We start from the raw sequence: 21,958 nt of genomic DNA on the forward strand, positions 1-21,958 counted from the left end.
AGAATCCAAAGATGTTTTTGATTAAAATATATTTATCTTTTCGTATAAATTTTGATGGAGAATGGAATGTCCAAATTGGTAAAAATTGCGCTTGTTGCCGTGATGCTCTTGGCTTTAACGTCTTTTGCTCAGAGTGAAGGAATACAGAAGAAAAATATTGTTTTCCATATATTTAGTATTGCGCTTCCGATGGATTGGGGCGGAACGTGGGAACAGTCTAGCAATTTAAAATACGAAAATATATTTACTCGTGATCGTGATTTAAAAATGGATATGACCATGGGACTTCAATTGAAGTGGATGCGTGATCTGGTTTATCAAAGTGGTTTGTCTTTTGAGGTCGGCGCGGGAATAGGTTTTATTAATTTCCCTGTGAATGAATCCAAAAAATATTCTTATTTTGATCCGTATGACCATATGAATCAGATTGATTCTCGTTTTGATTTGAATGCAAAAGTTGGATTGGGCTATGCTCCGTTTGTAAATGATTTCATATTAGCGGTACATGCTATTTTGGGTGGTGACATGAAATACTTGGGGAAATCTTATCAGATGGAGGATTTCACTGAAGAATATTCAACGTTGCTGTTTAATTTTGTTGGTGGTGGCGATATTGTTTTGGGGTATCGAATTACAGAAAAGCTAGGAATTAATGCGGGTGTAGATGTGACTGTGAATTTGTTCGGTTTTGGAAATAGAACGAAAGAATTTAATTATCGCAACGATAATTTTGAAACAATTGATTATAAACTCAATCATGTCTTTTCTGGGTTTCAGATTGTTCCGTGTGTAGGTGTTTCGCTTAAATTTTAGTAGATGTTTCCTCTAGAGAACAGAAAATTTGGTAAAATCCTGCCGCTGGGTGGGATTTTCTTGTATTTTTAATTGAAACACAAGGATGGAATATGGACAATTTTAATTTCTACAGCCCCACGGAATTTGTATTTGGTAAGGACCGCGAAAACGAATGCGGTGAACTCGTCAAAAAGTATGGCGGCACGAAGGTGCTGATTCATTACGGTGGTGGCTCTGCGGTGCGCTCCGGCTTGATTGACCGCGTTAAGGCGTCGCTCAATGCTGCGGGCGTTTCATTTGTGGAGCTCGGTGGCGTGAAGCCGAATCCGCGTGATACCTTGATTTACAAGGGCATCGAAATGGTGCGTGCAAACGATGTTGATTTCATCCTTGCTGTGGGCGGTGGCTCCGTCATTGATAGCTCGAAGGGCATTGCCGTAGGAGCTCTTTACGATGGCGATTTTTGGGACTTTTATGCGAAAAAGTTGCCGGTCACGAAGGCACTCCCGATTGGCGTGGTGCAGACGATTGCTGCCGCTGGTTCCGAAGGCAGTGGCGATTCCGTCGTGACAAAGGAAGAGGGAATGCTTAAGCGCGATATTGGTGCTGATGTGATTCGCCCGAGATTTGCGGTGCAGAATCCGGCTTTGCTTTGCACGTTGCCTCCTTATCAGACGGCTTGCGGCATTACCGACATCATGGCTCATGTGTTTGAACGCTACTTCACGAATACTTTGGAAGTCGAAACGACCGACCGCCTTTGCGAAGCTTTGCTCATTACGATGCTTAAGGAAGGTCCGCGCGCCATGGCCGAACCCGCCAATTACGAGGTTCGTGCGAACATTATGTGGGCGGGTACGGTAGCCCACAATGGCCTTGTGGGCTGCGGGCGCAGTCAGGACTGGAATAGCCATGCAATTGAACATGAACTCTCAGGACTCTATGACTGCGCCCATGGCGCGGGGCTAGCAGTTATTATGCCGGCGTGGATGGAGTATGTAGTTGACCATAACGTGATGCGATTTGCGCAGATGGCAACACGCGTTTTTGGTTGCCAAATGAATTTCGAAAATCCGAAAGCTACTGCGCTCGAAGGTATCAAGGCTTTCCGAAGATTCTTGCTTTCCATCGGCATGCCGATTAACTTTGCCGAACTTGGCGCGAAAGAAGAAGATATCCCGACGCTTGTCGAAAAGCTGAATCCGGGTGATGGTTGGGGATTCGTGCCGCTCAAGGCAAAGGACGTGACTGCGATTTACAAGATCGCAGCACACGCGATGCTTTAGTTTTTTTCAAATTGATAACCCCCAAAAATCAAAAATATGCTACTAAATGTTGAAAAATCTCAATTTAGTAGCATGATTTTTGGATAAATTAGACGAAAATGGCTTAAAATATGAGTTTGTCTGTTCTTTTCGTGCTACTAAAACCGTTAAAATGCTAATTTTGTAGCACAAAAAAGAGACTCTTGCACGAAATGACTGCGGATAAAGTAAAAATATGCTACAAAAAAAACTAAAAATTGATTTTAGTAGCATAAAATCGCGAAAAAAGCTCTTTAGTCTTTCAAGCAGCGGAGGCTTGCACCGAATTCTGGATTGAACTTTTCGAACTTGGCGATATCCTTGTCGTGGAAGAATACGAGGACTTCGCCTTCGCTTGTCCAGAAGTATGCTTTTTTACCCGCTTCGTCAAACTTGCGGTCCTTTATAGCGACGTCGCTCTTGGCAAAGTGTGCGCCGCCAGCCTTTGCGCCAAATCCGAGTTCATCCTTGCCGTTTCCGAAGATCGGTGATTCCGGCTTGATCGGATCCCAACCGTAGCCGGCCTTGAGGGCGACACCCGGCTTTTTGCCGGCGACTTTCAGGAGCTTTTGCCATTCGGCCTTGCTCGGCATGTGGAAACCTTCGAGGCAAGCCTTTTGTGCGTTTTGGAAATCGTAGAGGCGTCCCCAGTGGTTACATTGTGAACAAATTGCACCGGAAGCGGTAGCGAAGTTCATGTTTTCTGCAGTCCAGAGCTGGTCGCCAATGACAATCCATTCATAGGAGATGCCGTCACGTGGGTCTTTGTAGCTTCCGCTTGTAGCGGGGCTTCCGTCTTCGTTATATGTTTCGCCGAAGGCAACTTGTTTATTTTGCTTGTATTCTGCCTTTGTCGCAACCTTGCCGTTCTTGTGGTAACGGATGACGGTTCCTTCGACGTAGCCGTTCACGTACGGGAGCTCCGTCTGGAGCGTGCCGTCCTTATAATATTCCTTGGTCACACCCTCGCGGCGGTCATTCACGTAATTGGATTCTCGCTTGAGCGTACCGTCATCGTAGTATTCCTTTTCGATGCCTTCCTTCTTGTCGTTGACATAGGTGGCTTCGAAGCGGACGTTCCCGTTTGGGTATTTTTCAACACGAACATCGTCGCAGGCGGTAAAAGCAATAGAGCTAGCCGCAATGAATAAGATGGCAGGTAGTTTCATACGATCCTCCTTAGAGTGTGATTTTTCCCGCGGTGGCGAGTAATCCGATTAAGTACAACATCCCGTCATAGTAGCGCCAAAAACGATAGGGCACGGAGAGCGCTGCAAGACGTCTGACAAACGGCGTAATGCGTGGGTCATCGAACGGGAGCACTTGCGTGGCGGCTGCGTTCATGGCGATAAGCCCTGGCGTCGCGTTTCTGCCTTGGTGTGGATACGGACCTCCGTCGACGGAGTAGTCAGAAAGGTACGGTGTGCAGTTCTGGAAGAAGTGCAAGATGCGTTCGCAGATTTCTTTTTCGCTTTCGTGTCCGTGGAAGATGGCGTAGTCGAGGCTCAAGTTGAGCGCAACGCGCCATGCGTCTCCGCTAAAGTTGTTGCTTTCGGGGAACCAGGGCATGGCCTTTGGAGTGCCGTCGTATTCGGCGTAGTCTGCGCAAAGTCCGGTGACCGGGTGGGCCGCCTTCTGCAAAAATTCAATGCTCGCCTGTGCGACTTCAAGCCAGGATTCGTCGTTCGTAGCTTCGGCGAACATGCGGTAGAATGCCATTGTGTGGTAGCTTGGGTCGGTAAAGTCGTTGCCGAGAACGGGGGAGAACTTGATGAGTTTGCGTTCCGGATCGATAATCGGGCCTACAAGCTCGTTTTGCGGTTTGTACTTGATATCATGGATGAGCTCTTTGGCATCGTTGAGGAGGTCTTCGCGGTTGAATCTCTTTGCGGCAATAAGGAGGGCTGCTGCAAAGTATTCTTCGCTATCAGGAGCTGCGCCTGGGTCCATCATGGAAAAGTCGGTCGTGTTGACTTGCCATGAAAAATATCCTTTGTGCGGACCATCGTTGTTGCGGACAAAACGCTTGGAAAAGTTCCAGAGCTTGTCGAACGTGACTTCGTGGTCGGTCAGCGCGGCAATGAACATGCCATAGCTCATGCCTTCAGAACGGATGTCGTCGTGCCCAATGTCGATGATGTATGCCATATCGTCGGACGCTTCAAAGTAGATGCGCTCGTCGATCGGATCGCCCTCAAAAAGTTTGCTATAGGCATTCTGAATAAGCTGGTCCGCAAAATTGGGACCATATCCAGCTTCAACAAATAAATCTCGCGTCGGGTAGCGTTGCAACATCGTCCTGGTATCCAAAATCATTAATTATTACGTGTTTTAAAATAAATAAAATCGTATATTAATGTTGAGGTTATTATGGCTGATATATTGATTTTGGGGCATGGACCGGCCGGTGTCTCGGCTGCCCTTTATGGTCTTCGTGCTGGACTTGAGGTTCAGCTTGTGGGTAAGGATGTAGGTGCGCTTGCAAAGGCCCACAAAATTGAAAATTATTTTGGTCTTGAAAAACCGCTCACGGGGGCTGAACTTGCCGAAGTCGGTAAGAAACAGGCGCTTGCTCTTGGTGCGCAAATCGTGGATGACGAGGTAACGGACCTCATGTTTGACGGTTTTGGTTTTGTGGCGACGGGCTTGAATGGTACGTATCGCGGAAAGGTTTGCGTGATGGCAACAGGCTCTGCCCGCAAGAAGACCCCGCTCCCAGGAATGGCGGAGATGGAAGGCCACGGCGTGAGTTATTGCGCTGTTTGCGATGCATTCTTTTATCGTAAAAAGGATGTGGCTGTGCTTGGCTCGGGCGAGTATGCGTTGCACGAAGCGACTGAACTTTTGTCTGTAGTCAACAGCGTAACACTCTTGACGAACGGTGCTGAGCTCACAGCGAAATTCCCCGAAAGCGTGAAGATTGAAACCCGCAAGATTACGGGGCTCAAGGGCGCTGGGCAATTTGAAGGCGTGAAGTTTGACGATGGCCTTGAAGCCAATTTTGACGGCATGTTTGTGGCTATGGGTAGTGCGAATGCAACGGATCTGGCTTTGAAAGCTGGCGCTGCGTTCGACGCTGGAAAGCTCGTGCTTGATAAGGATTTCCAGACAACTGTTCCAGGACTCTTTGCTGCAGGCGACTGCACGGGTGGCACTCTCCAGGTGGCTGTAGCCGTTGGCGAAGGCGCTATTGCTGGTCTCGCTGCAATTAAGTATCTGAGAGAACATAGAGAGTAAGGCGCGCTGAAAATGCGTCGCATTACGCTTCTCACAAATCCTGACGTTTGCAATTTGCATTGTCCGCTGTGTTTTTTGAACCAGCGGGCTTTGCTTAATTGTGACGTGGCTAATTGTAATAAGGAACGCCGCGCGCTTGGCATGGGCGAAATGCCTTTTGAAGTTGCACGAGCGGCGATTGAAAAGTATGCTGCGGATTGTGATGCTTCGGGTAAACGCTTGCTGCAAGAAGTAATTCCTTCGACGATGGGGGAACCTCTACTTTATTCGCATTTTGATGAGCTGCTGGAGTTTTGCCGGGCGCTTGAAATTCCGCTGAACCTCACGACGAATGGAACGTTCCCAGGAAAGTGGGTGAGTGACGCTGCGATGGAATTGCTGTTGCGTTCGTGTAGCGACATTAAGGTAAGCTATTTGGCATCGGAACAGTTTGATGGCTGGAAAGCGAACGTTGAAAAGCTAGTTCGGGTGCGCGATAGGCTGCGCGAGGATGCGAGAGTCGCGACGGTCTCGCTGCAAGTGACGCTGCATAAAAAGAATTTGCACGAAGTGCCGGAGATTGTGTCATGGGCTTCTGCGAATGGGATTGATCGAATCAAGTGGAATAAGGTGGTGTTTCTGAGCACAGCTTCGCAGTCGCTTCGCGAAATGTATGCGCTGGATGATGCTTCGTTAGAATCGTTGCGCAATGAGTTTCGAACGGGAGAGTTTTCTGCTTCGAATGTGAAGCATGAAGGAAGTTTGTTTTTTAAGAATTGTGCTGACCAGTGCGCTGTTGGCGGTAAGTGCGAATCTTGTCCTTTTGCAGACGAAGTGTGGGTATGGCCAGACGGTCATGAGGACCATTGCCCGAATCCGGAAAGACGGTGGGTAGGCGAGAGGTCGGAATAGCGAGATTAGACAAAAGTTTCACTTACGTTTCAACTTTTGCCCTTCGGGTTTTGGCTTGCGCCAAAATCTCAAATTTGTTCATTGTTCACTTCGTTCACGGAACAAATTTGTCGAACTCACTTCGTGAGTTCTTTATCTCGCAGAATTTCAGATATAAAAAGAAAAACCACCCTTGTGGGTGGTTCTCTTTTTATCGGAATAGCGAGATTCGAACTCACGACCTCTTGCTCCCGAAGCAAGCGCTCTACCAGGCTGAGCTATATTCCGTTTTGTTTTTGTCTTGACGCTTCGTCGTTGACGCGCACAATTATAGTTAATTTCGATTGACTTTTAAAGGGGTAAGGGCAAAAAAAGTGAAAATTTTTTCATTATTTTTTTCTTTTTTGCGATTTGAGGGCGCGGCTTGCCGATTTTCATGATGCTGGAACCGGCGTTGTCGGGTTCAACCTTATAAAAAACGACTCGATTTTTCCATTCGGAACGCACTTTGCGGTCGATGATGCGTTTGACGTTGCCGTATTCCGGGTTGCCGCCACCGTGAATCACGCGCAGAACGCTCAGACCTGCGATGAGGAGGTCGTCGATGCGGCGCTCGACGGCTTCGGCGGCTTCTTCGGAGGTAAGGCCGTGAAGGTCTATTTCATCTTCGGGGTTCGGCATTTCCCAGGCGGCGGGATTGCGGCGCATTTTCTTGCCGCGTGTGGCGCGTTGCGGTCTTGCTTCGGCTTCAGCCTCGGCCTGGATTTCGGCAAGTTCGTCCTTGTCTTCCATTTGGTGGTTTTTGATCCACTCTAACTGAAATTCTTCTTCTGCATTTAAAGGCATTGTAAATCTCTTTTTGAAGCTAAATATAAAAAAAGCTTTGCTTTCCTGTGTGTAAAGAGGTGACCCCGGAATAAATCCGGGGTGACATTGCGTTTGGCATTGTTTTTAGAGTGTTGCAATAAAATTCCCGTGGTAATTCCAGCTCCACTGTTCGGGGTGCTCGGCAATCCATGTTTCGACTTCGCGCGCAATACCTGTGACGAGCGCACTTTCTGATGGCGCGGCATTTATGGCGTTCCCGATGCTTTCATCGTATTTTGGCGGGTAATATTTTTCGAAGCGGATGACGATGTGATTTTTTTCGCTCCACGTACGGAACGTGACGATTCCTGCGCCCATTTCGTTTATTTTTTGTGGGAGGCGCAAGTAAAGCGTGCTTGGGCGGCCGAATAGCGAGATTGTGTTCCCTTTGGTATGCTTGCCTTGGTCAATGACCATTGCGAGAATGCCTTTGGTGCGGAATAGTTCACGGATAAGGCGGCCTGTTTCGTCGGGATGGTATTCGGTCAGGTGCGGATCACTGCGGAGGTCTTTGAGGACTTCGCGGAAAGCGATGTCGCCGACGGAATCAGTAATGAGGTGGACGTGTTCGCTGTAGCGGCAGAGTGCGCGGTGCATGAGTTCGAATGCACCCTGGTGTATGCTGATGCCAGCGATGGGGGCGTTTTGTTTGGCACAATCTGCGATGGCGTTGCGGATAATATGCTCGTTTTCGTAGACGATTCGTTTTTCAACGCTTTTGAAACGGGCGAGTCCGCGGTAGGATTCTAGCGCATTCCAAAAAATGCCTTTGAATGTGTCGCGAGCATTTATTGTCGCAAGCGCATCTGGGCTCGTGCTTTTAGCCAAGTATTCCTTTGCTACTGCCAAGTGCTTTTCGACGCGCCCGTAGGCGCGCTTCTTGTGCAAAGCCTTGTAAATTGGGAAAACGACTGCAAAAAGAACTGCGTAAAACGCATCCGGCAAACGCAGCAGAATGTTAATTAGGAATTTGTATGTGAAAACCTTAAATCGGCGCATTTCCCTCGGTGCTTTTGAAAAGTGACTGGATCCTGCTCCTTCGAACCTAACTCAACTAAGTCAATAAGTTGACTAGTTTCGTATATCGACTCCGTTACACTTCGCTTAGGATGACAATTTCAATATCCTACGGTTCACTGCGCCGAAGATGTTAATCCTCTTCGAATTCCAGGATGTTTCTTCCGAGTTCGCGGTCGAAGATGCTTTGCTTAAGACCTTCGCCGGCGTAGCTGATCGTCGGCGAGATTTCGTACAACTTCTTCTCGTCAATCTTGACGTGCGCCTTGCGGAGCCATTCGCGGTGGAGCTTGCCGATCATGGTGCGTGCAGTCTTCGGAGAATCGTTGCCTTCGGCATTCTTGACCGGGCTGAATTCTTCTTCGCGTACAACGCCGAACGGGAGCATGGAACCGAGCTGCGGGAATGCGTCAAAGAGGAACTGTTCGAACTTGAAGCACTTTTCGATGCCACAAACAGTTTTGCGTGCGGTATGCCACGGGAGCTTGCTTGTCTGTAACTTGCGGAGTCCGCTGATTTTAAACAAGTGAATCGCGATGTTGCCGCCATCGAACGTGAGACTGCCATCTGCATTCGTCATGTCGCGGAAGTTTTCCGGAAGGTCGCTGTATTCGACAACGCCCGGCTTCTTGTTCTGGAAGGCGAAAATGCCGACTTTTTCGTTCGGACCAGCCTTGTGGACGACCTTCGAGGCGCTGAGAATCGTGCCTTTTTCGGCAAGTGCGCCAATGAATGCCGGGTCGCAAATGCGGCAGAGGGCGTTATCGACGCTGTAGAGGAACACGTATTGCACGCCACGTTCCACAAGCCAAGCGAGCGTCCCGCTCTGGGCGAGGGCGCGGAAGCAACCGCCGTTTCCATCAGGCACGAGTGCCAAATGGTCTTCGCCATCGCGGACTGCCTTGCCGTCTGCGGTGAGGGCGCAAATCGTTCCCTGCTGGAAGAAGCGGATATCTTCGCGGTTTAAACCAAAGAAGTTATTTTCGCTGAAAAAGTTGACCGTTGCTTCGTGGTTCAAGGGGCTCGTCATGATGCACCACGGAATGGCGTGACCAACGCGTGCGCCCAAGTTGCGCAAACGTTCTGCCTGCAACTGGAACAGACTCTTGTGGCTCGGGAGACCGATATCGAACATGCCCTTCGGACCATCGAAACCGAGACGTGAACCTTGACCGCCTGCCACGAGGAAAGCGGCAACCTTGCCTTGACCAAGGAGAATTTCACCCGTTTCTTTCCAAAAATCATAACGGAGATCGTCGGTTGCGAGTTTCCATGGCATCGGAGTGAGGTCTGCAGAAACGTTATCGCTCAAGCTAGCAGCGGACTTTTCGGCGTGGAGAGCCTTGAGTTCTTGCCAGTCCTGGCTCAAAATATCGCGTTCCAAATTTGCGCGGGCATCGCCCGTCAAAGATTCCAAATGTTGGGCCAGTTCTTGCTGACCTGCGGCGTTCAATGTTTCGATAATATTCATGCGATGTAATATAATAAAAAGAAAAATGCCCGCTCAATGGCGGGCACGATAAGTCTTGTTGTTATGGTAAACTATCTAATACCGAAGAACACGACCATGCTGAAGATGAGGGCGAAAATGCTCACGAGGTGCATGCGCCACACAATCTTGGAGTTCATGAGCGGCTTGCTCGGGAAGCGTCCGTCCCACTTCTTTTGGTAGTGGTGGTGGAGCGGGGCGCAAAGGAAGATGCGCTTGCCGGTCCCGGTCGTTCTCTTGGTAATCTTGAACCATGTAATTTGCATCAAAACAGAGCAAGCTTCGGCGATGATGATAATGCAAACGATGGGGAGGAAAAGCCCTGCCTGCACGAGAATGAACATGATGCCGATGGCTGCACCGAAGCCGACGGAACCTGCGTCACCCATGTAGATTTCTGCCGGAGGACTGTTGAACCACAGATAAGCGAGCAATGCGCCTGCGATGGCTGTTGCGAGCGGGAAAAGTTCGTCGCAACCGGGGAGGTACGGAACGCTCAAGTACTGGCTAAAGATGAAGTTGCCACTCACGTAAGCGACGAGCCCAACGAACACCATGCTGGTTAGAATCGGTACAGAAACGAGGCTGTCGAGACCGTCTGTGAAGTTCGTTCCGTTAGCAGAAGCTGCGATGACAAACGTCATGAACGCAACGAAAATCCAGTTGGGAAGATGGATTTGGAAAACGTCAATCGGGCAGAACGGAATGGTCAAATCGCCCTTGAGTTCGGGAATGAACTTGTAGCAGAAAACGGCAACGACAAAGCTAAACAAGAAGTAGAGGAAAAGTCTAAGAGAGCTGGAAATGCCGTCCGCCTTGTCCATGTATTCGGCGGCTTTGAGCTTACCCTGATTTACAAGGCGCTTCGCGCGGACCTTGGCCATATCGTCGGTGGCGCCCACGGCGCTGAACAGTGCCAAAATCACGAGAGTCGAGATGGTGTAGCCGTTCATCTGGCAAACGAGCAGTGAAACAATTTCAACGACAATCACGAGGAGAAGGCCGCCCATAATCGGAGGCGATTTTGTCTTGCCATCCTTGTCGAAATCGCTCGTGGCGTCCAACCTCTGCAAAAAGCGAATGTACTTCGGCATGAAGAAGAGCACCAGGATGATGGAAAGCATGGCGGCAACGCCCGCACGGAAGAGACGACCGTCAAAAAGGTCAATGTGAGTTGTTTGATATAGCCAATGGCAAAGCATAGTTTAGGTTTTAGGTAATAGGTTTTAGGTAATAGGGAAAAATATAGTGAGAGCACAAAACGAGATGGACGCCGTAAAGATAAAATATTGTAGTTATGTTGGCTAGGAATTGTAAAAAATTCTAGATTTTAGAATATGAGTGAAATGGATATCGAATGCCCGCATTGCGGAACAAAATTTAAGGTCCAGATAGACGGAGACTTCTCGAATATGATGGTGTTTCCGTGTGCTAGGTGCCAGACCCCCTTGATGTGCTATCATGGGGAAGTATCTGAGTTAGACCGCGAAGAGTTCTCGAAATTGCGTGAAAAACTTTCGAAGGTTTTGAACGTCGTGATGCGTCAGGAAGGCACTGTGGGCGAGGTTGCCAATGCGCTCAAAAAGCTTGTCGATGTCTCGAATGCACGTGCTGACGAACGTGATCAAAATCACACCGCTATTACGGACGATGAACTTGACGCATTGCAAAAAGACCTTGCGGATCTCGACGTGGACGCTTTCTTGAGTAAACTGTAATGCTTGAATTTTTTATCGCTGCGCTTGTTATTGGGATTGCTCCTGGACCAGATAACCTTTTTGTGCTTGCCCAGAGCGCAACTTATGGGGCGCGCCTTGGTTTTTGCATCATTCTTGGACTTTGCACAGGAATTGCCATACATACTTGCCTGCTTGTGGCGGGCGTTTCGGCGTTGATTGCGGCTAGTCCGACGGCGTTTTTTGTCATCCAGTGCCTTGGCGCGGCTTATCTGCTTTATCTCGCGTACAAGAGTTTCGGGGTGAAAGCCGGCGTTGTTAATATGAATGGAGATTCCCGGTCGGAGCCGGGAATGACAAGTGCGCGTAGCCTTTACATGCGGGGCATTATCATGAATCTCACGAACCCGAAGGTGATTCTTTTTGTGCTTTCGCTGATTCCGCCGGCCGTGCGCTTGGATCGTCCGATTCACCCGAGCTTGCAAATGGCTATTTTCGGCGGTGAATTTATCTTGGCGACAATGATTGTTTTTGGATGCATTGCGCTTTTAGCAGGGACCGTGAAGAAGTTCCTTTTGACATCGCCGAAGGCGAACCGCAATCTGAACTGGTTCAGCGGTGCGGTGTTCGTTTTCTTGGCTGTTGCCTTGTTTATGGTATAAAAAACGCGCGTTTTATCGCGCGTCCCTTTTTAAAGCTGTTCTTGGATGACTTTCAATAGCTTTGCAATTGTCTCTTCAGGCGAGTCCTTGGAACTTGCGCCTGCGGCACGAACGTGGCCGCCTCCGCCAAATGCTCCTGCAACTTTGTTGACATCGACAACGTAATTGCTGCGTAGGCTAATTTTGTATTCGCCGTTGACCGGGTAGAGGAATATGGCGACTTCAGTGCCGGTGACTTCGCGCAATGTATCGATGACGCTGCTGAGTTCAACCGGTGTCACGGAATAGCGTTCCATGTCCTCGGGCGTGATGTAGCTGTAGACAACTTTTCCGTCGAGAGCGAGTTTGCTGCTCATCATCACGTAGCCCGTTACGAGTGTCTGGGTGTACGTTCTCGTGTAGTACGTCTCGTTGATAATGCGTGTGAAGTCGATGCCTTTTTCAAGCAGGTCGCCGATGACAGTCATCGTCTTATGCCCGGTGCTGCTGAACTTGAAGGCGCCTGTGTCATGCACGATGCCGAGGTACAAACATTCTGCTGTTGCCTTGCTGACTTTGCTCGGGTCGAGTAAAAAGTAGAGGACTTCGCATGCGGAACTTGCCTTTGCATCTACGTAATTGACGTCGCAGAGGTTCAGCGGATTGCTGATGTGGTGGTCAATATTGCATGTCTTTTTGGCTGCCTTGATGCAGCTTTCGCCGTTTGCGCCGACGCGATCGAATGTGGATGAATCCAAAAGGAATGCCAAATCGAACGAGCCGAATTCATCGTTGTAAAATTCATTAATGGCGTTGGAATTGGAGAGAATCTTGTAGTTTTCCGGGAAGCGTTCCAAGAAAATGCGGACTTTCGTAGTCGGGTAGTTGTCGCAGATGTAGTTGTAAAGACCGAGCGTAGAACCCACGCAGTCTCCATCGGGGCGCACGTGTCCAAAAATGGCGACGCTTTTAGCTTCTTTCAGTAAATCATCAATTTGCATAAGGCTTTCCTTCTTTTTTGAAAAATGTAAATAAATATTTTTGGATTGAATTGATGGACTTTCTATATTTGCCGTGATGAAACTTTTATTTACTGATTTAGACGGCACGCTCCTCGACGACGAGAAGAATATTAGCCAGGCAGACATGGCTTCAATCCAGGCGATGATCGGGGCTGGTCACAAGTTCGTGATGACGACAGGGCGCCCGCTCACAAGCGTAAAGCACATTGCCGAAAAGTACGGCTTCTTGAAGCCGGGATATTTTCTGGTCAGCTTTAATGGCGGGCTCATCTACGACTGCGGAACCGAACAGCCGATTTTGACGCGTCGCATCGCAGTGGATCAGGTAAAGTTCATCATGGACGAGGCTCACAAGCGCGGGATGCATGCGCATACGTATGCGGGCGATTTGGTGGTCTCGGAATACGAGACGGAACAGCTCAAGACGTATTGTCGCTTGATGAAAATGGATTATGTTGTTGTAGATGATATCCGCAATTATTATGGTGGGGTTAATTGCAATGACGGTCCAATCAATGTTGTGGTCAAGCCACCGATCAAGGTAAACGTGATTACACCGTTTGAGCATTCGAGTCTCGTGGATTTCCGCGCCGAGATGCGGACGGTTACGGCGGGCAAGCTGTTCGACGTGTTTAGCAAGCCCGAAATGCTCGAGTTCTCGCACATGCTTTCGAACAAAGGCGCTGCTGTGCGCTACATGGCGGACTTCTATCACGAGCCGATTGAAAATACGATTGCCGTGGGCGATGAAGAAAACGATTGCCCGATGATTGAGGCGGCTGGCGTTGGGGTCGCGATGGCGAATGCGTCACCGGCGGCAAAGGCTGTCGCTAATTACGTGACCGAGCACGACAACAACCACTCCGGAATTACTGAAGTTATTGAGAAATTTGTGTTGTAGCCGTTAGTCAATGGTCGTTGGTCGCTAGTTGAAAAGGTCGCGACGAAGTCACCAGATTTAAACTAATAACTATTGACTAATAACTAATAACTAGTAACTAGCTATTTCGCTTTTACATTTCTTTCTTAAGTCTCGCAATAATTTCTTCCACGTCCGTGAAGGCGCACATGGGGAGGCTTACGACTTTTTGGCAGGCTTCAATGGCGTTGGCGTTTCCGCGCCCTTGATTGAGTTCCTTAAAACATGGCTGCGTGTGTAGCGGCTGCGGGTAGTGGATGCAATAGGGAATTTCGGCGCGTTCCAGTTGAGCGATAAAATCGTCGCGTTCGTCTGCCAGCACTGTGTATTGTGCGTAGGTGCTGGTGTTGCCGTCTGCGATTTTTTGCGGCGCGATTCCCGGAACAGCATTGAAAAATTCGTTGTATTTGCTTGCGTTCTCGCTGCGCTTCTTGAGCTCGTCCTTAAAATGCCGGAGTTTCACGCGGAGGACTGCCGCCTGGATGGCGTCTAGCCTGCTGTTCATGCCGCAAATCTCGTGAACGTAGCGCGTCTGGCTGCCGTGGTTTGCGATGAGGCGAATCTTTTGTGCGAGTTCGTCGTTGGCGGTGAAGAGCGCTCCGCCGTCGCCGTAGCAGCCGAGTGGCTTGGCGGGATAAAAGCTCGTGATGGAAATGTCGCCGAACGTGCAAGCGGGGACTCCGTTTTGCGTGGCCCCGAACGCCTGAGCGGAATCTTCGATCAGCCAAAGGTTGTTTGCGCGGGCGCATTTCCGGATTTCCGCATACGGGGCGCACTGCCCGAACAAGTTGACCGCGATAATCCCGCGCGTCTTTTCGCCAATCAACGATTCAATGCTTTCTGCGCTGACCTGGAGCGTTTCTGCGTCGATATCTGCAAATTTCGGGATGCCTCCGAGGCGCATCACGCATTCGGCGGGGGCGATAAAGGTAAAGTCTGGGACGATGACTTCGTCTCCCGGTTTGAGCCCGAGGGCGAGGAAGGCAATTGTCAATGCGTCCGTTCCGCTACCGCAGGTGATGGCGTGCTTTGCTCCTGTGAATTCCGCAAGTTCAGATTCCAGCGCTTGTACGACAGGTCCTCCGATAAAGCAACCGCTGTCGAGGACTTCTTGTTCGGCATGCTTAAATTCGGATAAATAGGCTTCGCGCTGCGCACGTACGTTGATAAACGGAATCATGGTGTGCAATTTAGCATTTTCCCGCCCCTTGACAACTTTTAAACTTTTACTATCTTTGTGCTAACATTTTTTAAGTAGGTTTTCACCCGGAGAATTTAAGGTGCCTCAACACAAGTCTTGCAAAAAGCGTTTGCTCCAGGCCGAAAAGGCCAACGCAATGAACCGTTCCACCCGTAGCGCTATCCGTGCTAGCCTCAAGGTTATCCGCACTGCTGCTACGAAAGCTGCTGCCCTCGAAGAAATGCCGAAGCTCTTCAGCATGCTCGATAAGGCTGCCGTTTCTCACCGCGCTGGTTTCTGCGCCAACCGTGCTGCCAACTACAAGGCCAAGGTTGCTAAGGTCATCAACGGCCTCGCTTAATTAGAATCCTAAAAGATTTTAAGCAAAATGAACCGATACGCGGATGTGTATCGGTTAGTTTTGTTATTTAAAACTTACGATAAAATTACGACAGAGTGGTTCTTGGGGGAGATTTCTTCTGTTTGTAGACGAAAAAGTTGTGATTTTGATTAAAAAAAGGCAAAAATCAAAAATTTCTTTTTGGTTTATTGAACTTTTTTACTAGATTAAGTACTGGGTTTCAAGGAATTATAATGTCGTCTATTAATTTTGCTACAAGAGAAATTAGTTGTAAGGTCGTTTATTATGGTCCTGGTTTAAGTGGTAAAACCACAAATCTCCAGGTAATCCATCAGAAAATGCCCCAAGACAAGCGCACGGACATGGTGTCGCTTGCAACTGAAGGTGATCGTACCTTGTTCTTTGACTTTTTGCCTTTGAACTTGGGCGACATTAAGGGCTTTAAGACTCGTTTCCAGCTTTATACTGTTCCTGGTCAGGTTTATTACAACAGCACTCGTAAGCTCGTGCTTCGTGGTGTCGATGGGATTGTTTTTGTAGCGGACTCCCAACGTTCACGTCAGGCTGAAAACTTGGAGAGCCTCCAGAATTTGCGTCAGAACTTGCAGGACTACGGCATGAACTTGGATGATATTCCGTTCGTGTTGCAGTACAACAAGCGCGATATGGAAAATGTCTTTACTCTGGATGAGATGAATGATATGCTCAATCCAGAAAAGAAGATCCAGTTCTTCCCGGCGACTGCCCATAATGGTAAGGGCGTTGTGACGACGCTTAAGACGATCGCCATGCTGGTGATTGAAAAGTTTAACGTGAAGCAGGGGTTCTTGCGTAAGGCTGCTGTTGCGGCCGCTCCTGCTGCGAGCGAAACTCCGGCTGAAAATGCCGAAGCGGGCAAACCGCAGAATGAGGCAGCCGCTCCGCAACAGCCGACTTCTCCGTTCCGCATGCCGTCGTTTGCCGCAAAGCCGCAGGCAAATGCAGGGAACTCTGGCGGTGCCGGTTCTGGTTTGTTCCAGAAGGGCGCGATGTCATCTCCGTTTGCTCGCCCGCGTGTGGCGACTGCAGTACCTAGAATGCCGACGTTTGGTCGTGCCGTGGAAAAACCGACACAGGCGGATGACGATGAAATTGTCTTGCGTCCGTACAAGCCAAAAGACCAGTAGTTTTATAAATGTTTGTGGTGTAATATGAGCGATTATACAATTTATTCTGATGATGCTAACAAAGTGCGTCGCTTGATGACTGCCTACCAGGCAAGCGTCAAGTGCGAATATGTTGTTCTTTGCCATCGTGATGGAAACATCATTGCCGAAGTCGGTTCTCTCGGTTCTGACTTGGATGCAACTCCCCTTGCGGTTTTGAGCATTGCTGCATTTGACTCTTCTCGTCAGATCGGGGTGATGCTTGGTGGCGAAAAATTCCAGTCCGTTTCATTTACGGGCGAAAACCGTTCCGTTTATATTTCCCCTGTAGACCAGTCGCTATTGCTTGTTCAGGTCTTTAAATCTGGTAGACTTCCGAACCGCATTGATGACTTTAATCGCTTGCTGGTCGAAAAGCTGGAGGACGCCGTTCCTGCATTTACGCAGAATACGAGCAGTCTTGTTCGCTAGGAGGTGCTTGTGGCAGGCAAGTTTCCGCCACTGAGAAATTTGCGTAAGACGACTGTTTTTGCGATAGTCGTCTTTCTTGCTTTTTTCGTTCACCGCTTTGTCATGTTCTTCATCGATGACGAAGTCAACTTTACGGACAATTCCGATATTGAACTTTCTCCCGCCAATAGTGTGGTTTGCCGTCATATTGTGAACGGGGAACCATTTGGTGCCGATAGCGTGTTCGAAGAGAATACGCGACTTTACGTTTTTTCGTCTATTACAAATTCTGCACGTTACCAAGAGGATACGCTTTTCCATATCTGGTTCTTGGGAATCGATACGATTTTTGTTGAAACTTGCAATCTTGCGGGTGATGTTTGCAGTTCGATGCTTGCTTCGGACTTGGTCGAACTTGGCGAATGGAGCGTCGATCTGGTGGCGGGGCGTAAGTTGCTTGCGAGCAGACAGTTCCGCGTGGTGACGCCTTCTCGGTAATTTTATATGCGGTCTATTCCTTGTCTGGGCCTGCTGCTTGCCAGTTTAGCCTTTGCTTTGGATGTGGATTCGCTCCCGGTTTGGGATCCTTCAATTCTTGCAAAAAATGGTTTGGAAAATGCGTCGGGCGCGACGAGTCTTGTCGTGACAAAGGATGCGCCGGAAGCATCGGATTCTTCGCATGCTGAAATCGAGACGCACGGCTACAAGACGATGCAAGTGACTGTGGGTGATGGAGGTACGCAGGTCGATCAGGAATTGCGACTTTCGATTCAAGGGCGCCTCACGGATAGCGTTTATATTGACGCTCTGTTGTCGGATGTGGACCGCAAGGCGGGCGACCAGACAACGGCAACTCTCCAGGATGTAGACCAAATTTATTTCCGCGTGGAATCTCCATATGCGATGTTGCATTTAGGCGATTTGACATGGACGGATAATTCCATGGGGCTCACGTCGTTTAGCCGTTCAACGCTTGGTGCAATGGCGACGTTGCGTTATCATGGTTCCGAAGTCAGTGGTGCGTGGGGAACGGACGAGGTAACGCGTTATTCGCGGTCGTTTAGCGGTGTGCAGGGGCAGCGCGAAGGTTACCATTTAGATGAGGCGGGCGGATTTATTTCGGTGGTGCCGAATTCTGAAAAAGTCTGGTTGAATGGTGTAGAGCTTGTGCGTAATCGCGATTACGAAGTGAATTATGCGGGCGGTCTTTTGGACTTCAAAAACGGGATTATTCCAGGGACAGATGATGATGTCCGCGTGGAATATGATGCGTACTTGAACGATGATATTTATACGATGTACGCGGCTCGTGGTAGCTTGCGCCTTGAAAATGTTTTCTTTGATGTGGCTGGATTCCATTTGGAAAATGATGTGGACCGCATGCGGAAAAGTTCATTGGACAGTACGGCGTATGAGCAGTTGAAAAATGATCGTGGCGGAGAATTGAAGGATTCGCTGGATCAGGATTTGCACCGCCCGAAAATGTCGGAACGCTTGGGAGCACGCCTCCGCCTACAGGCGGAACATCGGTTTTACGCCGATGTCGAACTCGGGCTCAATCGCATGGACTCGAATACAGTTTCTAAAAATGTTGGTGGCCCGAGTGGGCGTGCGTTCAGATGGTTTGTGACGACTGATTCGACGCAGAACATGAATGCGTTTCCGGTAGCGCTCTTGGTCCATGGAAATTACGTTCAAGAGGGCTTTGCCATATCTGAATTTAGCGGTACTGAACGGGACTGGGATGCGTATGCGCTCCGCAATGAATGGGATTTGGATAGTGCGCTTTTGAAAGGCGACTTGCGCTATGATGAACTTGCGCTCCGGATTCGTTTAGGCAAGGACTGGTTTGGAACGGCTAAATGGGGTTACCGTCGTGGCGATGATGAACGCTGGAATTCTTCACGGTCTCAATTCTCGCTTGTGCATCGCAACTTGAATGCAGCAAGTGAATTTACGGCAGCGTATGTATCGAGCTCGCAGGAAGTGGATCAGAAACGCTATCAGGGGTCATTCTCTTCGGAATTTTTGCGCGGATTCTTTAGGCCGTTTGGCAGTGGCGATGTGCGCTATTCCGTGCGTGATTCTCTTGGCTACAAGACGGAGCGCGGTTATGCGAAGACTGCTGTTGGTGCAACTTTGAACGAAGACTTGTGGAATGTAAAGGAATCGGTCGGGACGCTTACCGTGCGCAAGCATGATATCTCGGGGCGTTCCCGCGACGAAGACTGGCGCGATTCTGTGAGTTCTGTAACGTGGACGCAGTCGGCTGAAGCAAACTTTCGCAATTTCAACTTGTCACATTTGTTGCAGTATTCACATGCGGTGACGGATTCGCTTGGCGCCTCGGATTCTTGGGTGGGCGACTTGACGACGAATTTTGGCGATGACGATATGGGTGTGCAAGGTTCTGTCACGTATAGTTTCGGGATGACTTCGGAGCAGACTTACACTGCCATTTATAAAGCAGTGGCGAAGGGAACGGGCGATGTGCGCTATGATAGCCTTACGGGAACGTTTATCGAAGGTGTCGATAACGGTGACTTTGTCTATGAAGGCATGGGGCGTAACGATTCCGTGGGTGCTGTCCTTTCGTCAAATGCGACTTTTGAAGCTTCGCTGGAATGGAATCCGGGTGTTTCGCTGGGGATAACGCAAGGCTTGTTGCGTGATATTACGTTGAGTGCGTCTTTCCATTCAGAAGCGGAAGATACGACGGGCAAAAGGATTTATTTTCCGCCGATTTTGTCATCGAGCTTGCGGAGCGTAACGGCGGGAACTGTCTCGTGGGAAACGAGCCTTGCTTGGGATCATCCGTCGGGAGCTTCTGCCATGTACAGCCCGAGTGCAAGTTATGAAAAGAAGATGTCTTCTATTGGATATTATCAGGACATGTTCGATCACAAACTGACGGCTGGATTTAAAATAAATGAAGACCATTACGTTGGTGTTGAAAATGTTTTAGAAACGGTCCGTTTGACGGCTCTGCAAAAATTGGACTGGAACATTTGGGAAATTACCGGAAAATATATTTGGAAGTTGCCGGCTGGCTTTAGTTTGGAACCGCGTGTCCGTTATAGGGAAGGTTCGGGCGAAGATGATTTAAAATCAACGTTTGGAGCGCATCTCTGGGAAGAAGAACTTCGCGTTGGTTACGAGAGGGATGGTGTTGTCGACGGTCATATCTCATTTGCGTCCATACAAATGGATCGTCACGACGGTACGATTCCGTATCAGATGATGTCTGGCTTTGGCGATGGCGTGACCTACAGGCTTGAAACGATGGTTTCGGTGGAAGTCAATGATTTCCTGTCTCTTTCGCTCCGGTATATTTTGCGTTTTGGCGATGCCGAAGAAAATGTGTTCCAGAAACTTGCAAGCGAGGCGAAGGCGTTTTTCTAATGAAAAATGAAGAATTAAAAGTGAAGAATGGACGGTACGTCGCTTTTGTTGTGCTTCTGCTGGGAGCGGCTTTGAACCTGTGCTTTGCTTCGACGTGTCGTATAGAACGCGTGGAATGGAATGGCGACCATAGCGAATTTGAAGAGCTTTCGATGAGTGTTATTGTGGGCGCTCCGTGCGATTCTTGGCGGGGGGCGAAACATAAATTGTTGCGCTATTACGAAGACCGTGGTTTTGTTGGGGCTTCGTTACAGGTTCATGTAGATAGTGCGGGGGTGGCGCATTGCAAGTTTGAACGCGGTAGTGCGTGGGTGTGGGCGGAACCAGAAAATCTTGATTCTGGTGCGACGGAAATCGATGTCTTTAGGCGATTGACGGGACTTGAAATTGGCGAAAAAGTTTCACTTTCTGATTTGGAACGCTCGGAGCGTAGGCTCTTGCGATTGGGCTATTACGAGCAGACGGCGGGAGTGCGCTTGTTCCGCGATCCGGTGCGCAACCGCATTATCCCGGCGTATTCCATGAGGGCGACTCCGATTTCTGCGGCAGAAGGATTCCTCACGTATTCGAGCGATGAAAATGTCTGGGAAGGCAACATCAATCTTGCTTTGTACAATATCTTGGGCACGGGGCGCGATTTGCAATTGGAGGGCAATTCGCAGAATGATTCTCGGCGGTTGGAAGGCTCGTATCGCGAACGCTTTATCTTTGGGACCGCTTGGGATGTTGTTGTTCGCGGGTTCTTTGAGGATGATTCGCTGTCGCGCGATTCGCGTTTGGAACTTGGCGTGTCGCGAAATGTGGGCTTTAACTTTGATGTGGCGGTATTCGTGGGTATTGGCAATGACGAGAAAAGCTCGACGCTGGAGCTTTCGTACATTTCGTTTGACCGAAGCGTTTTGCCTCGAAGCGGAACGTCGTTTGATCTGTCGCTTGCGTGGATGATGGATCGCCCGGATTCACTCGATAGCTATTTGCGTCTGCAGTCGTCGCTTGTGTACTATTTGCCGTTGTGGAAGAACTTTATTGTGCGCTACTCGGCAGCGGCTGGCGCTATGCTCCCGTCGGGTGGTGCGTTTGCGCGTGAGGACTTGTTTAGCTTGGGCGGCATCAATTCGTTCAAGGGGATGATGTATGGCTTTATGCGGACGCGTGCGTACGGATTTTCGCAGGCGGCGCTTTTATGGCAAGATGGCTACGATTTGTCGATTGAGCTTTTCTACCAGCCGGGGCTTTATAGGCGGATGAAGCCGTTCCATGGGTGGGCGCGCGAGCACGATTATGGCATCGGGTTTACGCAGTACCGCAAGTCTTGGAGCTTTAGCATTTACTATGCGCTCCGCAATGGGTGCGATTATCTGGATGGTGTGCTGGGCTTTGGCGTGAAGACGCTGTTTTAGAAAAAAGCTTTTGAGAAAAGCAAAAAAAGTACGTCATGCGGGCGGGGCCCCAGCTCGGAGTTGCGAAGGCCGCACGGGCCCCTCCCTGCACCCTCCCCATCCTTGGCCGACGCTATGTTCTCACTCTGTTAATCATTCGGTTCTTTTTTATAGAACATCTCACTAACAGCAATAATAATTGCA

The 21,958-nt window shown here is 49.3% G+C and carries 20 protein-coding genes, 1 tRNA gene and 1 pseudogene; 13 read left to right on the forward strand and 9 right to left on the reverse strand.

Annotation, left to right across the window (positions count from 1 at the left end):
* Positions 1–66 precede the first annotated feature (66 nt).
* Positions 67–813, forward strand: coding sequence for a hypothetical protein (locus B9Y77_RS00625; protein WP_085490079.1), 747 nt, complete (start codon positions 67–69; stop codon positions 811–813).
* Between the two features lie 92 nt (positions 814–905).
* The gene (locus B9Y77_RS00630; RefSeq protein ID WP_085490080.1) at positions 906–2,081 is read left to right on the forward strand and encodes an iron-containing alcohol dehydrogenase; all 1,176 of its coding nucleotides are present in this window, start codon (positions 906–908) and stop codon (positions 2,079–2,081) included.
* Between the two features lie 272 nt (positions 2,082–2,353).
* Here B9Y77_RS00630 and B9Y77_RS00635 read toward each other — a convergent pair whose 3' ends face one another.
* Together B9Y77_RS00635 and B9Y77_RS00640 are read right to left on the reverse strand one after the other, a co-directional pair.
* The gene (locus B9Y77_RS00635; RefSeq protein WP_085490081.1) at positions 2,354–3,268 is read right to left on the reverse strand and encodes an FISUMP domain-containing protein; all 915 of its coding nucleotides are present in this window, start codon (positions 3,266–3,268) and stop codon (positions 2,354–2,356) included.
* A 10-nt stretch (positions 3,269–3,278) separates the two neighbouring features.
* Positions 3,279–4,394, reverse strand: coding sequence for a glycosyl hydrolase family 8 (locus B9Y77_RS00640; protein ID WP_085490082.1), 1,116 nt, complete (start codon positions 4,392–4,394; stop codon positions 3,279–3,281).
* Between the two features lie 75 nt (positions 4,395–4,469).
* On the opposite strand from B9Y77_RS00640, the gene B9Y77_RS00645 reads away from it, so the two are divergent.
* Together B9Y77_RS00645 and B9Y77_RS00650 are read left to right on the forward strand one after the other, a co-directional pair.
* Entirely contained in the window at positions 4,470–5,336 is an 867-nt protein-coding gene (locus B9Y77_RS00645) for an NAD(P)/FAD-dependent oxidoreductase (protein WP_085490083.1), read from the forward strand.
* A 105-nt stretch (positions 5,337–5,441) separates the two neighbouring features.
* Positions 5,442–6,227 carry a radical SAM protein gene (locus B9Y77_RS00650; RefSeq protein WP_139829230.1) on the forward strand — a complete coding sequence of 262 codons (786 nt, stop codon included), beginning with the start codon at positions 5,442–5,444 and terminating at the stop codon, positions 6,225–6,227.
* A 193-nt stretch (positions 6,228–6,420) separates the two neighbouring features.
* Here the strand turns inward: B9Y77_RS00650 and B9Y77_RS00655 are convergent.
* The 5 genes from B9Y77_RS00655 to mraY all read right to left on the reverse strand — a co-directional run bounded on the left by B9Y77_RS00655 (position 6,421) and on the right by mraY (position 10,781).
* Positions 6,421–6,494, reverse strand: a tRNA-Pro gene (locus B9Y77_RS00655).
* A 63-nt stretch (positions 6,495–6,557) separates the two neighbouring features.
* Entirely contained in the window at positions 6,558–7,052 is a 495-nt protein-coding gene (locus B9Y77_RS00660) for a Smr/MutS family protein (RefSeq protein ID WP_085490085.1), read from the reverse strand.
* Between the two features lie 105 nt (positions 7,053–7,157).
* The gene (locus tag B9Y77_RS00665) at positions 7,158–8,018 is read right to left on the reverse strand and encodes an LpxL/LpxP family acyltransferase (protein WP_254899870.1); all 861 of its coding nucleotides are present in this window, start codon (positions 8,016–8,018) and stop codon (positions 7,158–7,160) included.
* Positions 8,019–8,223: 205 nt separating this feature from the next.
* Positions 8,224–9,561 (reverse strand): UTP--glucose-1-phosphate uridylyltransferase, encoded by a 1,338-nt coding sequence (locus B9Y77_RS00670; RefSeq protein ID WP_085490087.1) that lies wholly within the window; start codon positions 9,559–9,561, stop codon positions 8,224–8,226.
* Positions 9,562–9,632: 71 nt separating this feature from the next.
* Positions 9,633–10,781, reverse strand: a complete 1,149-nt coding sequence (gene mraY, locus B9Y77_RS00675) for a phospho-N-acetylmuramoyl-pentapeptide-transferase (protein WP_073424552.1) — start codon at positions 10,779–10,781, stop codon at positions 9,633–9,635.
* Between the two features lie 135 nt (positions 10,782–10,916).
* Between mraY and B9Y77_RS00680 the strand changes: the two genes are divergently transcribed.
* Positions 10,917–11,297, forward strand: a complete 381-nt coding sequence (locus B9Y77_RS00680; RefSeq protein ID WP_073424551.1) for a zinc ribbon domain-containing protein — start codon at positions 10,917–10,919, stop codon at positions 11,295–11,297.
* The gene (locus tag B9Y77_RS00685) at positions 11,297–11,917 is read left to right on the forward strand and encodes a LysE family translocator (protein ID WP_085490088.1); all 621 of its coding nucleotides are present in this window, start codon (positions 11,297–11,299) and stop codon (positions 11,915–11,917) included. The genes B9Y77_RS00680 and B9Y77_RS00685 overlap by 1 nt, the downstream gene beginning before the upstream one ends.
* A 29-nt stretch (positions 11,918–11,946) precedes the next feature.
* Here B9Y77_RS00685 and B9Y77_RS00690 read toward each other — a convergent pair whose 3' ends face one another.
* Entirely contained in the window at positions 11,947–12,897 is a 951-nt protein-coding gene (locus tag B9Y77_RS00690) for a DHH family phosphoesterase (protein ID WP_085490089.1), read from the reverse strand.
* 76 nt (positions 12,898–12,973) lie between these two features.
* On the opposite strand from B9Y77_RS00690, the gene B9Y77_RS00695 reads away from it, so the two are divergent.
* Positions 12,974–13,819, forward strand: coding sequence for a Cof-type HAD-IIB family hydrolase (locus B9Y77_RS00695; protein WP_073424548.1), 846 nt, complete (start codon positions 12,974–12,976; stop codon positions 13,817–13,819).
* Between the two features lie 112 nt (positions 13,820–13,931).
* Here B9Y77_RS00695 and B9Y77_RS00700 read toward each other — a convergent pair whose 3' ends face one another.
* Positions 13,932–15,017 carry a DegT/DnrJ/EryC1/StrS family aminotransferase gene (locus tag B9Y77_RS00700; RefSeq protein ID WP_085490090.1) on the reverse strand — a complete coding sequence of 362 codons (1,086 nt, stop codon included), beginning with the start codon at positions 15,015–15,017 and terminating at the stop codon, positions 13,932–13,934.
* 100 nt (positions 15,018–15,117) lie between these two features.
* Between B9Y77_RS00700 and rpsT the strand changes: the two genes are divergently transcribed.
* The 6 genes and pseudogenes from rpsT to B9Y77_RS00730 all read left to right on the forward strand — a co-directional run bounded on the left by rpsT (position 15,118) and on the right by B9Y77_RS00730 (position 21,775).
* Entirely contained in the window at positions 15,118–15,378 is a 261-nt protein-coding gene (rpsT, locus tag B9Y77_RS00705; RefSeq protein WP_012820070.1) for a 30S ribosomal protein S20, read from the forward strand.
* A gap of 233 nt (positions 15,379–15,611) precedes the next feature.
* Positions 15,612–16,202 (forward strand): annotated as a pseudogene (locus B9Y77_RS16310) (ATP/GTP-binding protein); the annotation flags it as partial.
* Positions 16,203–16,568: 366 nt separating this feature from the next.
* The gene (locus B9Y77_RS00715) at positions 16,569–16,994 is read left to right on the forward strand and encodes a roadblock/LC7 domain-containing protein (protein WP_073424545.1); all 426 of its coding nucleotides are present in this window, start codon (positions 16,569–16,571) and stop codon (positions 16,992–16,994) included.
* A gap of 9 nt (positions 16,995–17,003) precedes the next feature.
* A complete protein-coding gene (locus B9Y77_RS00720; protein WP_073424544.1) occupies positions 17,004–17,471 on the forward strand; it encodes a hypothetical protein in 468 nt (155 codons plus the stop codon).
* Positions 17,472–17,477: 6 nt separating this feature from the next.
* Entirely contained in the window at positions 17,478–20,375 is a 2,898-nt protein-coding gene (locus B9Y77_RS00725; RefSeq protein WP_085490091.1) for a hypothetical protein, read from the forward strand.
* Positions 20,375–21,775 (forward strand): BamA/TamA family outer membrane protein, encoded by a 1,401-nt coding sequence (locus tag B9Y77_RS00730; RefSeq protein WP_085490092.1) that lies wholly within the window; start codon positions 20,375–20,377, stop codon positions 21,773–21,775. Before B9Y77_RS00725 ends, B9Y77_RS00730 begins: the two co-directional genes overlap by 1 nt.
* Positions 21,776–21,958 lie beyond the last annotated feature (183 nt).

The organism is Fibrobacter sp. UWB13 (assembly GCF_900177805.1).
Classification (GTDB): domain Bacteria; phylum Fibrobacterota; class Fibrobacteria; order Fibrobacterales; family Fibrobacteraceae; genus Fibrobacter.

What these genes read in the sequence shown, in the direction of transcription:
- B9Y77_RS00625 (WP_085490079.1), top strand. Translation starts at nt 67, where the DNA reads ATGTCCAAATTGGTAAAAATTGCGCTTGTTGCCGTGATGCTCTTGGCT.
- B9Y77_RS00630 (WP_085490080.1), top strand. Translation starts at nt 906, where the DNA reads ATGGACAATTTTAATTTCTACAGCCCCACGGAATTTGTATTTGGTAAG.
- B9Y77_RS00635 (WP_085490081.1), bottom strand. Translation starts at nt 3,268, where the DNA reads ATGAAACTACCTGCCATCTTATTCATTGCGGCTAGCTCTATTGCTTTT.
- B9Y77_RS00640 (WP_085490082.1), bottom strand. Translation starts at nt 4,394, where the DNA reads ATGTTGCAACGCTACCCGACGCGAGATTTATTTGTTGAAGCTGGATAT.
- B9Y77_RS00645 (WP_085490083.1), top strand. Translation starts at nt 4,470, where the DNA reads ATGGCTGATATATTGATTTTGGGGCATGGACCGGCCGGTGTCTCGGCT.
- B9Y77_RS00660 (WP_085490085.1), bottom strand. Translation starts at nt 7,052, where the DNA reads ATGCCTTTAAATGCAGAAGAAGAATTTCAGTTAGAGTGGATCAAAAAC.
- B9Y77_RS00670 (WP_085490087.1), bottom strand. Translation starts at nt 9,561, where the DNA reads ATGAATATTATCGAAACATTGAACGCCGCAGGTCAGCAAGAACTGGCC.
- mraY (WP_073424552.1), bottom strand. Translation starts at nt 10,781, where the DNA reads ATGCTTTGCCATTGGCTATATCAAACAACTCACATTGACCTTTTTGAC.
- B9Y77_RS00680 (WP_073424551.1), top strand. Translation starts at nt 10,917, where the DNA reads ATGAGTGAAATGGATATCGAATGCCCGCATTGCGGAACAAAATTTAAG.
- B9Y77_RS00685 (WP_085490088.1), top strand. Translation starts at nt 11,297, where the DNA reads ATGCTTGAATTTTTTATCGCTGCGCTTGTTATTGGGATTGCTCCTGGA.
- B9Y77_RS00690 (WP_085490089.1), bottom strand. Translation starts at nt 12,897, where the DNA reads ATGCAAATTGATGATTTACTGAAAGAAGCTAAAAGCGTCGCCATTTTT.
- B9Y77_RS00695 (WP_073424548.1), top strand. Translation starts at nt 12,974, where the DNA reads ATGAAACTTTTATTTACTGATTTAGACGGCACGCTCCTCGACGACGAG.
- B9Y77_RS00700 (WP_085490090.1), bottom strand. Translation starts at nt 15,017, where the DNA reads ATGATTCCGTTTATCAACGTACGTGCGCAGCGCGAAGCCTATTTATCC.
- B9Y77_RS00715 (WP_073424545.1), top strand. Translation starts at nt 16,569, where the DNA reads ATGAGCGATTATACAATTTATTCTGATGATGCTAACAAAGTGCGTCGC.
- B9Y77_RS00725 (WP_085490091.1), top strand. Translation starts at nt 17,478, where the DNA reads ATGCGGTCTATTCCTTGTCTGGGCCTGCTGCTTGCCAGTTTAGCCTTT.
- B9Y77_RS00730 (WP_085490092.1), top strand. Translation starts at nt 20,375, where the DNA reads ATGAAAAATGAAGAATTAAAAGTGAAGAATGGACGGTACGTCGCTTTT.